Source organism: Liquorilactobacillus aquaticus DSM 21051 (genome assembly GCF_001436755.1).
Taxonomy (GTDB): Bacteria; Bacillota; Bacilli; order Lactobacillales; family Lactobacillaceae; genus Liquorilactobacillus; species Liquorilactobacillus aquaticus.
The window spans coordinates 180790-193911 of the sequence record NZ_AYZD01000001.1 but is presented as its reverse complement, the minus strand read 5'-3'; the positions used below and the strand labels follow the sequence as shown (position 1 = coordinate 193911).

Annotated in this window: 19 protein-coding genes and 1 pseudogene; 6 read left to right on the top strand and 14 right to left on the bottom strand. The window is 32.6% G+C overall.

Annotated elements, in window-relative coordinates:
- Positions 1-438 (top strand): annotated as a pseudogene (locus FC19_RS00910) (DDE-type integrase/transposase/recombinase); the annotation flags it as partial.
- A 353-nt stretch (positions 439-791) separates the two neighbouring features.
- Positions 792-1406 (top strand): helix-turn-helix domain-containing protein, encoded by a 615-nt coding sequence (locus FC19_RS11265; RefSeq protein ID WP_083488257.1) that lies wholly within the window; start codon positions 792-794, stop codon positions 1404-1406.
- A gap of 4 nt (positions 1407-1410) precedes the next feature.
- Here the strand turns inward: FC19_RS11265 and FC19_RS11880 are convergent, their stop codons facing one another.
- The 3 genes from FC19_RS11880 to FC19_RS00895 all read right to left on the bottom strand — a co-directional run bounded on the left by FC19_RS11880 (position 1411) and on the right by FC19_RS00895 (position 2369).
- Positions 1411-1536 (bottom strand): hypothetical protein, encoded by a 126-nt coding sequence (locus FC19_RS11880; RefSeq protein WP_268872804.1) that lies wholly within the window; start codon positions 1534-1536, stop codon positions 1411-1413.
- A gap of 197 nt (positions 1537-1733) precedes the next feature.
- Positions 1734-2027, bottom strand: coding sequence for a bacteriocin immunity protein (locus FC19_RS00900; protein WP_057875103.1), 294 nt, complete (start codon positions 2025-2027; stop codon positions 1734-1736).
- A gap of 192 nt (positions 2028-2219) precedes the next feature.
- A complete protein-coding gene (locus FC19_RS00895) occupies positions 2220-2369 on the bottom strand; it encodes a leucocin A/sakacin P family class II bacteriocin (RefSeq protein WP_057875102.1) in 150 nt (49 codons plus the stop codon).
- Between the two features lie 184 nt (positions 2370-2553).
- Here FC19_RS00895 and FC19_RS00890 point away from each other — a divergent pair, with 184 nt between their 5' ends.
- Positions 2554-3336, top strand: coding sequence for a CPBP family intramembrane glutamic endopeptidase (locus tag FC19_RS00890; RefSeq protein WP_057875101.1), 783 nt, complete (start codon positions 2554-2556; stop codon positions 3334-3336).
- A gap of 92 nt (positions 3337-3428) precedes the next feature.
- Here FC19_RS00890 and FC19_RS00885 read toward each other — a convergent pair whose 3' ends face one another.
- The gene (locus tag FC19_RS00885) at positions 3429-3683 is read right to left on the bottom strand and encodes a helix-turn-helix transcriptional regulator (protein WP_057875100.1); all 255 of its coding nucleotides are present in this window, start codon (positions 3681-3683) and stop codon (positions 3429-3431) included.
- A gap of 944 nt (positions 3684-4627) precedes the next feature.
- On the opposite strand from FC19_RS00885, the gene FC19_RS00880 reads away from it, so the two are divergent.
- Positions 4628-5158: a dihydrofolate reductase family protein gene (locus FC19_RS00880; protein WP_057875099.1), complete on the top strand. Its 531-nt coding sequence runs from the start codon at positions 4628-4630 to the stop codon at positions 5156-5158.
- A 617-nt stretch (positions 5159-5775) separates the two neighbouring features.
- Here the strand turns inward: FC19_RS00880 and FC19_RS11745 are convergent.
- The 5 genes from FC19_RS11745 to FC19_RS11655 all read right to left on the bottom strand — a co-directional run bounded on the left by FC19_RS11745 (position 5776) and on the right by FC19_RS11655 (position 8021).
- On the bottom strand, positions 5776-5961 hold the full coding sequence (locus FC19_RS11745; RefSeq protein ID WP_235809291.1) for a potassium channel family protein: 186 nt from the start codon (positions 5959-5961) through the stop codon (positions 5776-5778).
- A gap of 71 nt (positions 5962-6032) precedes the next feature.
- On the bottom strand, positions 6033-6329 hold the full coding sequence (locus FC19_RS11740; RefSeq protein WP_235809290.1) for a hypothetical protein: 297 nt from the start codon (positions 6327-6329) through the stop codon (positions 6033-6035).
- A 153-nt stretch (positions 6330-6482) separates the two neighbouring features.
- Positions 6483-6794: a hypothetical protein gene (locus tag FC19_RS00865; protein WP_057875097.1), complete on the bottom strand. Its 312-nt coding sequence runs from the start codon at positions 6792-6794 to the stop codon at positions 6483-6485.
- Between the two features lie 278 nt (positions 6795-7072).
- Positions 7073-7630 (bottom strand): elongation factor P, encoded by a 558-nt coding sequence (gene efp / locus FC19_RS00860; RefSeq protein ID WP_057875096.1) that lies wholly within the window; start codon positions 7628-7630, stop codon positions 7073-7075.
- A gap of 253 nt (positions 7631-7883) precedes the next feature.
- Entirely contained in the window at positions 7884-8021 is a 138-nt protein-coding gene (locus FC19_RS11655; protein WP_157061225.1) for a hypothetical protein, read from the bottom strand.
- A gap of 105 nt (positions 8022-8126) precedes the next feature.
- On the opposite strand from FC19_RS11655, the gene FC19_RS00855 reads away from it, so the two are divergent.
- Positions 8127-8774, top strand: coding sequence for a DUF1345 domain-containing protein (locus tag FC19_RS00855; RefSeq protein WP_057875095.1), 648 nt, complete (start codon positions 8127-8129; stop codon positions 8772-8774).
- A gap of 30 nt (positions 8775-8804) precedes the next feature.
- Here FC19_RS00855 and FC19_RS00850 read toward each other — a convergent pair whose 3' ends face one another.
- The gene (locus FC19_RS00850; RefSeq protein WP_083488255.1) at positions 8805-9731 is read right to left on the bottom strand and encodes an AraC family transcriptional regulator; all 927 of its coding nucleotides are present in this window, start codon (positions 9729-9731) and stop codon (positions 8805-8807) included.
- 147 nt (positions 9732-9878) lie between these two features.
- Here FC19_RS00850 and FC19_RS00845 point away from each other — a divergent pair, with 147 nt between their 5' ends.
- On the top strand, positions 9879-11324 hold the full coding sequence (locus tag FC19_RS00845; RefSeq protein WP_057875094.1) for an MFS transporter: 1446 nt from the start codon (positions 9879-9881) through the stop codon (positions 11322-11324).
- 214 nt (positions 11325-11538) lie between these two features.
- Here FC19_RS00845 and FC19_RS11405 read toward each other — a convergent pair whose 3' ends face one another.
- The 4 genes from FC19_RS11405 to FC19_RS00830 form a co-directional block, all read right to left on the bottom strand.
- A complete protein-coding gene (locus tag FC19_RS11405; protein ID WP_057875093.1) occupies positions 11539-11742 on the bottom strand; it encodes an LbetaH domain-containing protein in 204 nt (67 codons plus the stop codon).
- Positions 11688-11864 carry a maltose acetyltransferase domain-containing protein gene (locus FC19_RS11970; protein WP_083488253.1) on the bottom strand — a complete coding sequence of 59 codons (177 nt, stop codon included), beginning with the start codon at positions 11862-11864 and terminating at the stop codon, positions 11688-11690. The genes FC19_RS11405 and FC19_RS11970 overlap by 55 nt, the downstream gene beginning before the upstream one ends.
- Positions 11865-12004: 140 nt before the next feature.
- A complete protein-coding gene (locus FC19_RS00835) occupies positions 12005-12295 on the bottom strand; it encodes a hypothetical protein (RefSeq protein WP_057875092.1) in 291 nt (96 codons plus the stop codon).
- A 314-nt stretch (positions 12296-12609) separates the two neighbouring features.
- The gene (locus FC19_RS00830) at positions 12610-12999 is read right to left on the bottom strand and encodes a DUF805 domain-containing protein (RefSeq protein ID WP_057875091.1); all 390 of its coding nucleotides are present in this window, start codon (positions 12997-12999) and stop codon (positions 12610-12612) included.
- Positions 13000-13122 lie beyond the last annotated feature (123 nt).

Genomic DNA, 13122 nt, shown 5'->3' with positions numbered 1-13122 from the left:
AAAGCTAGTACTTGGCGAGCTGATATTACTTATCTTGAGCTACGACCTGGAACTTGAGTATATCTTAGTTCAGTATATGAGCCAAAAGTTCATAAGATACTCGCATATAAGATAGGACGACAGATGAATGCCAAACTAGTAGTAGATACAGTTAACCAAGCACTTGAACATCATAAAAGGCCAGCATATTTTCATTCAGATATGGGTTCACAATATACGAGCTGTGATGTTGAAAACTTGCTTAGACGACATCAAATCTTCCATTCGTATTCTAAGCAAGGATATCCTTACGATAATAGCCAAATAGAAGCTTTTCATTCATTATTAAAACGAGAATTCGTTTTTCAAACGCACTTCTCAAGCTTTGAGGACTTAATTCTCAGAATCTCAAATTATATTAATTGGTTCAACACTGAAAGAATCAGAACAAGTGTCTAGAAAAACATGTGCCAAATATTGACTTAGGAGCAGTCTGCACGTTATGAAAAAACAGACATATTTTCAAAATACTATCTTCATTCTATTCAAGATCGTTCATATATCTCTAAGATATAATTTATAATTCAAAAGTCTATTATAATAAAATATTGTAAAAAAAATATATTTCCTATATAATTAATGCGATGTTTCTATTACTTAATTATCTAATCTCTAAAAAGCTTTAAATATATAAAACGTTGTTTCAATAATACATACAATATAATTGAACTATAGAGCTAGCATAATTAACTACTGATATAGCTTACGTTACATAATATGAATTTTTGTGTTAGAGAAGAAGGAATTAATAAATGAATTTGTCTGAAAAGTTAAAAAATTGCCGAATCTCAAAAAAACTAACACAAGCAGAAGTTGCTAAATTATTACATGTTTCCCGAAAAACAATATCCGGGTGGGAAAACTCACATAGTTACCCAGATATATCAAGTTTAACTCAGCTAAGTCGTATATACGACATATCTCTTGACGACTTATTACAAGATAATCATGTAATTACTGATTGTGATACGAAAAAAAAGCATTTAAATTATAGAGTCATTAAAATAAGTTATAATTTAAATGTTATATTGTGCATATTATCATTTCTTGAGTTCTTTAATTTCCAATCTCCTCATGTCCCAATTATTTATTTTTTATTACTTGGTAATTTGCTTATATATATATATTACTTTAGTCGTGTTTTTAGTTGGAATATATTGAAAGGGCGAGTAATTGTTTTTTTATTTTTATTCATTTTTTTATTTGCACTCTATACTTTTTTGAATATTCTTTTAATAGGAACTTCCAACTTTTTAATACATGCTGATCCTTATTTTATCTTTGGATTCTCATTTGGCCGATTGCTCTTGATCTTAGGAGTTACGCTTAGTTCAGAAGTAATTCTATTATCCAACTACCGTAAATAGTCAGTTATTTTGAAATCGATAGGCTTGAGAAAATTCCTCCTATAATCTTCCTAAAATGTGAACGGTTCATCTTTCGTCCTCCACTTATGTCTTTTAATTCTCTTAAGGTTAGCTTTTCAAATTTTCCCATTTTATCAACCTCCTAAAAAATTTATTTAGCTAGTATAATTATTTTATTACTTTCAACTCTCCATGTTCTTATAGAATTTAACAAAAAATCCGAAAAGGGAAAAGGGCTCACTTTTTCGGATTTTTGTAGATACTTACTATAGAAGCTAAAATATTGCTAAGAATTCTAGCTTAACTCTTAGCATAATAGCTGAAGGTTTATATTTGATATCCATATCTAATATTAGATAAGCTCATTAACTCTTTTATATTTTTGGTTTCTACATCTGATAATTTTATTCCATAACTTCTAATTGTTTTAGATATTTCTAAATTCATTCTGTTAAAAAGTAAGGGAATTGAAGAATTCTTGACTATTATTTCCTTTTTATAACTTGTCAGAAGATCTTCTAAGGGCCTATTATTCACATTACTTTGTAATTCCGTCAACAATTCATCAATTATTTTAATCGCTTCGTCTCCCCTATCTTTTCCACCTGAATACCATTTCATAATATCTCCTCCTCATATTATGTGGTGATAAGTCTTTTATTAAATATACTATATTTTACCTGTCACATGTTAGTTTATAATTGTCACCAGCTTTGATTAGCTGACATTTTTTGTCAAAATTACTCGTTTAGACTGCCGCCCAGACGAGTAATTAAAGTTTGCGTCACATGCTAACAATCTGATTTCTTCTAATTACTTGCTTTTCCATCCTGCAGCTCCACGAGTTGTCGAATTCGCTGCCGAATTGTTCCCAATAATTGACCAAGCCTGTCCCCAGTCTACTTTATAACCATGCTTTTTTGTACAGTAGACTCCATTTCCATAATTTTTTCCTCCATTCATTATTACCTCAATAATATTTCCCTAAAGGGCTATTACACGTATAGATAGTAAAATTCTTTGTTTAAAAAAACAAGCTTCATATTGAAGACCCCACATATCTTCAATATGAAGCTTGTTTTTTTAAGTTTAAGTAATAGAATTAATTCTATAAAAACTTTTATAAAACTTTATCAAGGAGAAAATGATGAAAAAAAAATTGTATAATCCTTTTTTAATATGGCTTGCAATGCTTCTAGGAATGTTTTTATTTGACAAGATTTTTTTAATACTACACTTTCAAACTAGTCATCAGGTTTTTTTTCAGGATCTTTTTCTACTACTACTTTTTTATATATTTAATAAAAAATTTCTTCACGTTTCATTCATTGAGATAGTACATCAAAATTTTTTCAGCATATTTAAAGTCAACATAGTTCCGATCATACTCAGTACGGTTTTAGTTCTTGATGCATTTTTTCTAATAAGCGAGCGAAACTCAAAGGTTGTAGATGCTATCACCATCGCAGGAAGCGCTGCCATTTTTGAGGAATTCTTTTTTAGAGGATTATTACTTAATATGTTTCTTATCAGAATTGAAAAAATTACTAGGGTCGACTTGCTTGCTGTCTCTTTGTTTACAAGTTTAATGTTTGGATTCTCACATATAGTCAACCTTCATGTTCAGTCCTTGTCCGGAACTTTATTTCAGATGTTTAGTGCTTTTGCATTGGGAATGTTATTAGCATCCGTTTATTTAAGAACTGGCAGTCTGATCTACCCAGCAATTTTTCATTTTATCCTTGATTTTTCAACTATATTGATAAAAGGATTCATCACAACAAGCCCTACAAAACAGGCTTTTCTTAGTAGTGTAGTTCTTGAACTTGTGTACATATTAACATCTGTTATACTTCTTAAAAACTCAAAGACTTCACAATTAGTAAACAAAAACGTGTCTGTTTTTAATAAAAAATGTGAAAATTGTTAGCTTTCCAACTTTACTAACTTAATTAATAAAAGCTTGTCTGAAGTTAGTGATGAAAAGGAAACTAAAATATGAGTTTATTCTGGCAAGAATTACTATTGCCTTAGGGCTATATTTTTTAAGGCCATAATAATTTTAAATCGGGGTAATTTTTGTCTTCCTCCGTATAAAAAAATATCCTCTACATTTTTGTTAAAATACCTTGCTACTTTTATTGCCAATAAAATGGATGGGTTGTAACGTCCGTTTTCAAGTGAGCTAATTGTTTGTCTGGTAACACCTAAATGTTGTGCAAAGTCTTGTTGACTTATATTTCTTTCTTTTCGCAACTCCTCTAGTTTATTAAACAAAGTTAATCTCCTTTCTCAGAGGCTAGTTATGTCACAGCCTCATAAGAATATGTATAAAATAATGAGTTTGTGTGTATTATTTCAAATAAAACTTTATTATTTGTATAGAGATTCAAAACATTGATAATAATTAAACGAAAGTGATTGATTTATGACGCTCAAAAGAAAAATTCCATGTAGCTGTTCCTCCTTCATTCAATCAAGTTGAGCGTTTTAATGTTGACAGGACATTTCAACATATAAAATATTTAAATCAGCATAGAGTAAACTATGTATTATTAACAGTAACTATGTGAGAACAGCATAGCCTGTCCAATAGTGAAAAGTTTAAACTAATTAATGCACTTGAACACACGGCAAATTATCTAAAAATTTTGAATTAGTATCATGATATTACTATTTTTAAAGACAATAGACTGACCGAAAAAGTTTCCAATATAATTAAATTGGTAGAAGGAAAAAGCTTTTTTTACCTTTTCTTAAGCAGAAAATATCTGAAAAGGAAGGAATTTCTATGGGAATTTGTCGTAGTCCTTTGTGTAACTAATTGTTTTTGTCAAATATATTTCTAATAAAAATTACATAGCTTAAAAGTTATGCCACTTTTTAATTTTAATAATTTCTTTCATCTAACTTCATCAATTTTTTTCGCAGGAATGTTCAATGACAATGAAGAAGTTTTGTTTCATCAGCCTTGGTAAGGGTTTCATCAATGATTAAAATTTGTGGTATTTTTAATAAAGCGTAAACAAATTTTTCTTGTGGTTTTTTAAAGTGCTTTTTACAATGTCAAGGTCTTTGCTATCTAGTGTTAGTATTATTTTCGGTAAGAGTAGCATACAATTTCAGAAATTAAACAAACAGAGAAAGAAGAGTTATGACAAGTAAAAAGATGATAAATACTAATCTTTGTTAATATAGAACTAACAATATGGAGGATTAAGATGAGAAAGGTATTTTTTTACGGGGCGATTAGCCTAGATGGATTTTTGGCAAAAGAAAATGACAGTTTACAATGGCTTTTTGACACTGACTTGAGTGGACATTCCACTTATGAAGCATTTGAAAGCCAAATTGATACTGTTATCATGGGGAATAACACATACAAGGAAACAAAAAAAATACTAGGGAATAAACCTTTATATCCGGGAAAGGAAAAAGTGGTTTTTTCACGCAAAGAAACCGGTGAGATAGAAGGAGGGTGCTATGTTACAGGAGATCCAGTGCCCATAATAAAAATATTAAAAGAAAAAAACAAAAAGGCAATTTGGATAGTGGGTGGTGGACACCTATTTACGCAACTAGTTGAGGGAAATATGGTTGATGAGTTTTGGATTCAGATCGCTCCGGTTTTATTAGGTAAGGGGAAACGCTTGTTTGAAAATGGAAAGTATGAACAACGTCTTGAACTTATAAAGGTGACACAAATGGGCGAACTAACAGAATTACATTTGAAAAAAAGAGATGATGTATAATTATAACAAATAAAATCAAAGAGATGATATTAGTGATAAAGTTTGATAAATTTTACACGCATTCCTTTTACTACTTCATTTCAGTTTATGTTGTGGAGCTTCTTTTAGCATGTAGTCTGTATTTTTATTTACCTGATGTTATACCAGTGCATATTGGATTAAGTTCTGCAGACGCCTATGATAAAGAAAAGTGGTTGGTATTATTTGTTCCGTGCCTAATGACGCTTGTTAGTTATATATTTAAGCCGGAATTCGTGGAGAAAAGGTATCCTTTAGGACCAACTATTTCTGCTTATATAAAATTGATTTTGTTTTTAGTTCAACTGTTAGGCGTGGTTAAATCGATTCAATATTTCTACATTTTAATACTACTGGCTTTCAATTGAACTAATTCAAGGCTTTACACTCAAAAAATGGTTGTTGTCAATCTAGGTTTGTTTATTATTATCTTCGAAAAAAGCATTTTGTTTTGTCTACTTACAGAGAGCTTTCACTCTATGCGAAAAAGAGAGAGAATATTTTTTTAGTGTTTTAATCTTTTGATGGCTTCTTTTAGTTCCAGAGTATCTTTTTCAATATGTTTTAATTTTTCAAGCAATTTTTTATTGCTGTCTTCTTCATGCGTAAAAAAAGCGGTGAGGGAGCTTGTCAGCATCCCGATAAAATCCAATACCCACAAACATTAACATGACAGCTGTAAGTTTTCCGATGGCGGTATGCGGTGAGACATCTCCATAACCGACAGTGGTTGCAGTTGCGATAGCCCACCAAAATGATTCGCTAAGCGGTACATTTTCGACCAATGAATATAAAACGGCTGATGTCGCTAGTATGAACAAACTTACAATAATCAGGTATATTAGATCGTTTGTTTTCAAAAAATTTTGGTATTTTTTTGTAATTTTCCACTCAAACCAACAGGCCTTGTTAGCCGCAATACTTTCATTACGCGCACAGCCCTAGCAATACTTGCAATTCTTGCGTTTCTGAAAAATGAAAAGACTAAGTTGACAGGGAAAATAGCAAGTAAATACCAAATACTGTTTTTAAAGAAACGACTTTTATTTTCAGATAAGACGAAACGTCCAAAATGAGCAAGCGTAAAAATCGTTACAATACTATTACCTATGTAAGTATATGATGCACTAGTTATAGTGTTCATATAATTCATAAGTACCATCACGATTATTACGGTTAGAATTGCTATTATTACATCATAGGTTTTCTTAATGTTTATCAATCCCAATCAATACCAGCTTTTGACTTTTTTAGAAAAGTATTTTACCCATGCAGGCACAACAGTGCTTTTTTTAAAAGTGAATTTTTATGCGAATTCCATTTCTACTACAGCTTCTTCTAATTCATCTAAAACTTCATTGTCCTCTATAAACTTAGCCCAGCTTTTTTGAGGTTCAAGTTGATCTTCTTTAACATACATTTTTATTTTATCATGTATACCTGTGATGAAGGTGTTAAGCATTTTGTCGGCTGCTCGTTCTAACATTGTTTCGTTCCATCTTCTAGCTGGCTGTCTCTTCTTGTTTTTTACCTGCTGGTATACTAGTGCTTTATCCCAAAACATTTCAACAGCACGGCTGTTATTAGCAATGTATTCTTGCAGTTCTTGATTATTCATCAATAGTTCCTCCAATTTAGAATGTAAAATATTTTTTGAATTTGATAGTTTATGTATTTCTTATTAAGTTTTAAGCATAAGATGGTGGTTTTGAGACAAAATAAAAGTTCCCTGCGATGCAGCATAATGGCTCATACACAGCCAAAATTGATCGCAAGGGAACTTGCATATTTTTTATTGTTCTTTCAATTAAGCTTCATCTTGATATGCAGTTATTAAACAAAATCTCTTGTGATTATAGTATGAGAGTAAACCACAATAATGAGTTTAGCTCAGCCCTACGCTCTTTGCTTGTAAGTTCCATTTGTAGTGTTAATAACCAATGTATCGTCTTCTTGAATAAAATCTGGAACAGTAACTACTAATCCAGTTTCTAAAGTCGCCGGTTTGCCGCCATTAGCTGCAGCAGCACCCTTGATATTAGGTGAAGTTTCTGTTACACGCAGAGTAACTGTCGTTGGTAACTCTACACCAATTAGTTCTTCATTGCAGAAATCTAATTGAACCTTTAATTCTGGAATTAGATACTTTACTTCGTCCGCAATTTGTTCAGCTGATAATTCGTATTGATCATACGTATCTAAATCCATGAAATAAAAGGTTTCACCTTGCTCGTACAGATATTGTGCCTGCTTCTTGTCAACAACAGCTAAGTCAACTTTTTCAGTTGGTCTCATAGTTGTTTGGACAATAGAATTAGAACGAATATCCTGTAACTTCATTTGCATTACTGTATTACCCTTACCAGGTTTGTGATGATTAGTTTCAAGTACCTTAATCAATTTGTCGCCTTTTTCAAAGATCATGCCTGATTTTAAATTAATCGCTTCTACCATTTATAACACACTCTTCCTTTTTTACTAACTGTGACAGTTACGACAACGTGAAATGAAAAGAATTAGGAGGAGCTAGAGATAGTGCAAAGCCTAAAATCAACATTTGTAAATCCACCAATCATTTATATTTGATAACTTCCTAATTCTACCATATTAAGCGTACACAAAATATGATTCGCAATATTTAAATAATTATATTTATTAGATTGGTAGTTAAAGAAGGGAAGCTAACGGTTAAACGTCTAGTTAGTTCTTAAGAGGTTCGATCAAATGTATTTCCCATATTCATAATATCGGTCTCCAATAGAGCTGGATGATGATAATTAGATTGCTGTTTGAACCAAGGCTTGTTTTCTAAATTTTCAGCAAAAAAGTATCTCCAATCTAACAAAATAATTGATCAGCAACAAATTTCAAAGCTAATTGATCGAATTTCTGCGGGGAACACCCTACAATGATAGTAATGATCTGTAATTGAAAATGGAGGAGTCATTTTATGAAAAAAGAACAAAGAAAAATTTTTTTAAGGCAAAAGTGGGTGCATTTTTTAATAGCTGTTATCTTAGGCTCAATCAGTGGTTTTGTGTTGAAGATCTATTTTAATTGGGAAATTTCATTATTGATGAGCTGGAATGCTGGGGCTATAACAGTGATGACATTAATGTGGTTTAATTTCCAGCCATTAACGGGAGAGCACACTAAAAAAATTGTTTTAACTGAGAGTATACGTTACTCATTTTTGGATATATTCATTATTTTGGCAAGTTGCGTTAGTCTGGTTGTTGTTGTATTTTTGGTGACTATTGGTAAAGGAGATCCTGTAGAACTTGGTGTTGGTTTGATAAGTGTCCCTATTTCTTGGAGCCTAGTTCATGCAGTATATACATTTCATTACGCTGAACTGTATTACAAAAAAAGTTATGATAAAATCGAAGGTGGAGTTGATTTCAACAATGATAGTCTGCCAAGTTTTTGGGACTTTGCTTATTTGTCATACACAATAGGGATGACTTATCAAGTCTCTGATACGAATTTCTCTACTACAAGTTTCCGCAAGGCAGCATTAGGGCATGCTTTGATTTCTTTTTTATTCAACACAGTTATAATTTCGGTATTAGTTAATTTTATAGCTGATTTAGCCTGACTAAGCTGAAATACCTATAAAAATAACGATTCAAATTTTGAATGTGCAAAGTGTCTTATCAATGGTAATCATGTCATATAATTTCTTGTTTTTTTTTTGCGACTGTCTCCGTAATTCCGTGGGAGATACTTTCTGATATTTTTTAAAGACTCTGCTGAAATAGTTAGAGTCGTTAAAACCGCAATTCATTGCTATTTCAGTCATATTCTGATTGCTGTCTTTTATAAGTTCAACAGCTTTATTAATTCTAAGTGCACTGATATAGTCAACTGCTGATATACCAGCAATCTCCTTAAACAATCTGCAAAAATATCCTGTACTGATTTGAGCGATACCAGAAAGCTTACGAAGATCTATTTGTTCCGTGAAATTACGATCTATATAATCAATTACCTCTCTAAAACGCTGAAGTACTTCACGACGATTCTGAAATTCATTTTTGGCGCAATTCTTTTCAATATGCTTTCTTAGAAGCAAAGCAATAAGAATGTAAACTTGTCCTTTAATAGCCATTTCGAAACCTATCTTTTTATTTAAATACTCGGCAACAATTAGGTCAACACACTTCAAGACTGCGGCATCGTTTTTTATCATATTTTTAAATAAAATTAGATTTTGGGATAAAGATGTAAGGAACTGAGTCTGTATTGCATCGAGTTTGTTGCTATAAAGAAAGGTCAGGTCAATTTTGATTACATAAAGCTCCAAATCATCACAGTTATTTTCGATATAATGTAATTCTTTGCTATTTATAATAACAAGATCATTGCTGCTTACTTCAAACTTTTTGGAATTACAGCGGACAATGGCATTTCCTTGAGTGAAATAGAAGAGCTGAATCTGCTCGTGCCAATGTTTATCAAGAATCAGGCCACGAGTAGTATATTCGGCTTTTTTGATCTTAACAAAAAGGTTATTTTCGGACATATCATCATAATGAAGTTCTTTTTTTTTCATTTTTTCACCTCATATATCAAAATAATGCTATAAACTATCAATATAGTGCATGAAAATACACTTTTTTAAAAATATAATTATAGTGAAGTTTTAAATAGCATATCAAAATAATGCTAATATTTCAAACGGGAAAGGTGATTGTCTTATATGGAAAAGGTTGAAATTGGTACTCCTCGAAAAATAAACTCGGGACTGATTTTGTTGGGGCTTTCGTTGGCTACACTTATGACTTCAATAGATACAAATATTGTGTCTATTGGACTGCCAATAATAACAAAATCATTGAATACAAATTTTTCGAGCGCACAATGGATTATACTTAGTTACTTGCTTTCAATAACTGTTCTAATTGTAGGTGTAGGTCGGATAGGAGATATGTTTGGAAAAAGAAACTTGTATTTAACCGGGATTGCAATTTTTACATTTGCTTCATTGGTTTGTGGTTTTTCCTCATCTGTCTATATGCTTATAACGGCCCGTATTCTTCAGGGAGTGGGTGGTGCGATTCTAATGGCAATGTCTTTTGCGTTGGTAGGAGATTTATTTTCTAAAGAGAAAATTTCACAGGCCATGGGTTTTTTAACCTCGATGCTGACATTGGGAATTGCTTTGGGGCCCTCGTTAGGGGGCGTCTTGATCAGTATGTTCGGATGGCATATTATTTTTCTTGTTAATATTCCAATTGGAATTGGAGCTTTTGTTATTGCATTTCAATTTCCTAAAATGAAAGTTACACATGCGAAACAGGGATTTGATTGGTTAGGAGTAATGGTACTGGCTGTTGCGCTTATTTGCTATAATCTGGGTATTACCTTTAGTGAAGCGCAAGGAGCAAGTGTGACAGTAGTCTCATTGTTGACTTTTGCAGCTATAAGTACAATTGTATTACTGCTCGTTGAAAAGAAAGTTTCTTCACCATTAATAGATCTTACGATATTTCAAAACAAGGTTATCAGTGGTAGTTTAGCAATCAGTATGATTGTATATGCGATGATAATGACGATTAGCATTGTTCTCCCATTTTTTCTTACAGATGCTCAAAGGCTGTCAACTGTTGAGGTTGGACTTCTGATAGCTGTTGGACCTTTGGCAACAACAATATTAGGCCCGATAGCTGGAAAAGCAGCGAGCCGCTTTGGAAATCAAGCAGTTATGATTGCGGGTATGATTGGTTTTGGTATTGGTTGTTGTCTGATGACGACCTTGACCAAAAACTCTAGTCCATTTGACTTTGCACTACGAATAGCTATTTCAAATGGAAGTTTTGCATTTTTCCAGACTCCTAATAATGCGGCTGTCATAACATCAGCTCAACCTGAACAACGCGGGGTAATTTCTGGTCTCTTAAACCTTGCTCGTACCTTAGGACAGACAACTGGAGCATCTTTGATGGGTGCTATCTATGCTTATTTTACTATGGCAGCACAGAAAGCTCATTCTGGAGAGGTACATGGGTCCACTAGCTCTATTACTCCAGCGGCAATCATATCTGGAGTGCATGGCACATTTTTAGTTGTTACTGTAGCAGTGTTGATAGCAATTATAATTGGAATTTTCACTTTAAGTCAGAAAAAGGAGAGCAGCACTGATTGAGCCGATAAATTAGGCTGATAGTGATAAGTGAATTAAAGGTAATTTATATAATTAATGAATAGTGTTCAAAGCCCAATAAGTAGTTAAATGCTGAATTTTAAAGGAGCTGAATCAAAAGTTAACTTTTGATTCAGCTCCCTTGTTAATTCCATAAAAGACTTGTCTTGACAGTTATTCCTCCGCACTTGGTCAAGATTAAACTGCTTAGAAAAAATTACTTAAATTTTCCTTTTAAATAATTGGTTCTTTCAGTTTGCCAGAATTTTTCGTCGTTAGCTGTTGTTGTTCGAATAGAATGAGCCAGGACCCCTGCAGCAATTGTATTAGCAGGAATGCTTTTTGTTACAATTGTTCCGGCACCAATCACTGCAGTATTATCAATTGTGATGCCAGGACAAACAATGACACCGCAGTCCATGTGTGTAGGGAACTCAATTCGGGCAAGTCGACCATCTTATTAAGCAGCTGGTCTCGCGTTGCAGCTGCTTGAGGCGTCGTTTGATTATATTTGTAAACACGTTTCTTCGTTTTCTGGCGTATCTTAACTAGTTCTTCATCTTTAGAGGAGTAGTGTGTGTGGTAAAACTTTTAAGTCTAAGCATCTGAAACAGGTAAGAAGTTTTTTTGCAGTTAGAATTAAAAATGAAATACAAAGTGGAGGAGTGGTAGAAAATGGTAAGCTATTTTTTAGAAACAGAAGTATTGTTTTTTGAACCAAGGCTTTTAATGATCTGATCATTTTGAGCTATTAGTACCCAATTCTGTTCAACGATAGCTCGCAAGTAACTTGCAATAGCTTTTTCCGCAACATAGTCACTAGAAATCACTTTTTTACTATTTTTAAGGAGCTGTTCCTCTTCAAGTTCACTCAAGATAGCTCTGACCTGCCAAAAAGCATCTTTATCTAAATCGGCCAGACCTCTATCTTCCAAGAGGCCTTCAGCTTTTTTGTTGTTGTTAAATAATGACATTTTTTATCAACCTTTCTATAATTTCTTTAGGAATATTGTAGCACTTTAGTAAGAGAATTTAATATTAGAGAAATAGAAATCTTTTAAAGCAAAAGTAAGACAAAATAAATGAGCTCGATTAGTGGCAGTGAAGAGAAAAATAAATGAAAAAGCGACTAAGACTGAAGCGTGAAGTCGCTTAGTTCGAGAAAAACGGTTTATGAAATGTGTCAATTCATATAATAGATGGTTAAAAAAGCTGAGTTCAACTGAGACATACCCCCAAAGTTAAAGTAAAAACTTCAGGGGTATGTCTCAAACCCAGCCTTTTTTATTTATTGAATTTCACTTTGATTTGTCGTCCAACGTGAATTGTTAGCACTAGGTAACAAAAAAAGCACGAGAAGCCAAATTTGACCGATTATTGGAACCAAGGTTATGAAAATCCAGCCTGCACTTCGATCTGTATCATGCAAACGACGTGCTTTCAGTGTTAGTGTCGCTAACCAAACTAAAAATATAATAAATTTGGCAACTAAATTAGTGCTAAGATCACCGACACTGTATATTTCCTCGACTGGATGTCCCATAAGATTTTCGAGTATACCGGCTATTATACTGCCTAAGATATAATTAATAATTATTGGCCACCAATATTGCGAACGTGTGGCAGTAGCATTCCATGTTAATATATTTCTCCAGAATTCTTTGTAAGCAGTTATCAATTTATCTCCCCCTATCAGCGTAAATTGTATACTAAAATAAACATTAGTACAAAAATTTTGATGCTATACATACGTAGCTTGGATCGATAAGAAACCAAATTCTAATATTTATTAACTTTTTAA

Coding starts and splice junctions, on each gene's coding strand:
- FC19_RS00855 (WP_057875095.1), top strand. CDS start 8,127: ATGAAAAAAGAACAAAGAAAAATTTTTTTAAGGCAAAAGTGGGTGCAT.
- FC19_RS00850 (WP_083488255.1), bottom strand. CDS start 9,731: ATGAAAAAAAAAGAACTTCATTATGATGATATGTCCGAAAATAACCTT.
- FC19_RS11265 (WP_083488257.1), top strand. CDS start 792: ATGAATTTGTCTGAAAAGTTAAAAAATTGCCGAATCTCAAAAAAACTA.
- FC19_RS00895 (WP_057875102.1), bottom strand. CDS start 2,369: ATGAATGGAGGAAAAAATTATGGAAATGGAGTCTACTGTACAAAAAAG.
- FC19_RS11740 (WP_235809290.1), bottom strand. CDS start 6,329: ATGAATTATATGAACACTATAACTAGTGCATCATATACTTACATAGGT.
- FC19_RS00865 (WP_057875097.1), bottom strand. CDS start 6,794: ATGAATAATCAAGAACTGCAAGAATACATTGCTAATAACAGCCGTGCT.
- efp (WP_057875096.1), bottom strand. CDS start 7,630: ATGGTAGAAGCGATTAATTTAAAATCAGGCATGATCTTTGAAAAAGGC.
- FC19_RS00845 (WP_057875094.1), top strand. CDS start 9,879: ATGGAAAAGGTTGAAATTGGTACTCCTCGAAAAATAAACTCGGGACTG.
- FC19_RS00835 (WP_057875092.1), bottom strand. CDS start 12,295: ATGTCATTATTTAACAACAACAAAAAAGCTGAAGGCCTCTTGGAAGAT.
- FC19_RS00890 (WP_057875101.1), top strand. CDS start 2,554: ATGAAAAAAAAATTGTATAATCCTTTTTTAATATGGCTTGCAATGCTT.
- FC19_RS00900 (WP_057875103.1), bottom strand. CDS start 2,027: ATGAAATGGTATTCAGGTGGAAAAGATAGGGGAGACGAAGCGATTAAA.
- FC19_RS11405 (WP_057875093.1), bottom strand. CDS start 11,742: ATGGACTGCGGTGTCATTGTTTGTCCTGGCATCACAATTGATAATACT.
- FC19_RS00880 (WP_057875099.1), top strand. CDS start 4,628: ATGAGAAAGGTATTTTTTTACGGGGCGATTAGCCTAGATGGATTTTTG.
- FC19_RS11880 (WP_268872804.1), bottom strand. CDS start 1,536: ATGGGAAAATTTGAAAAGCTAACCTTAAGAGAATTAAAAGACATAAGT.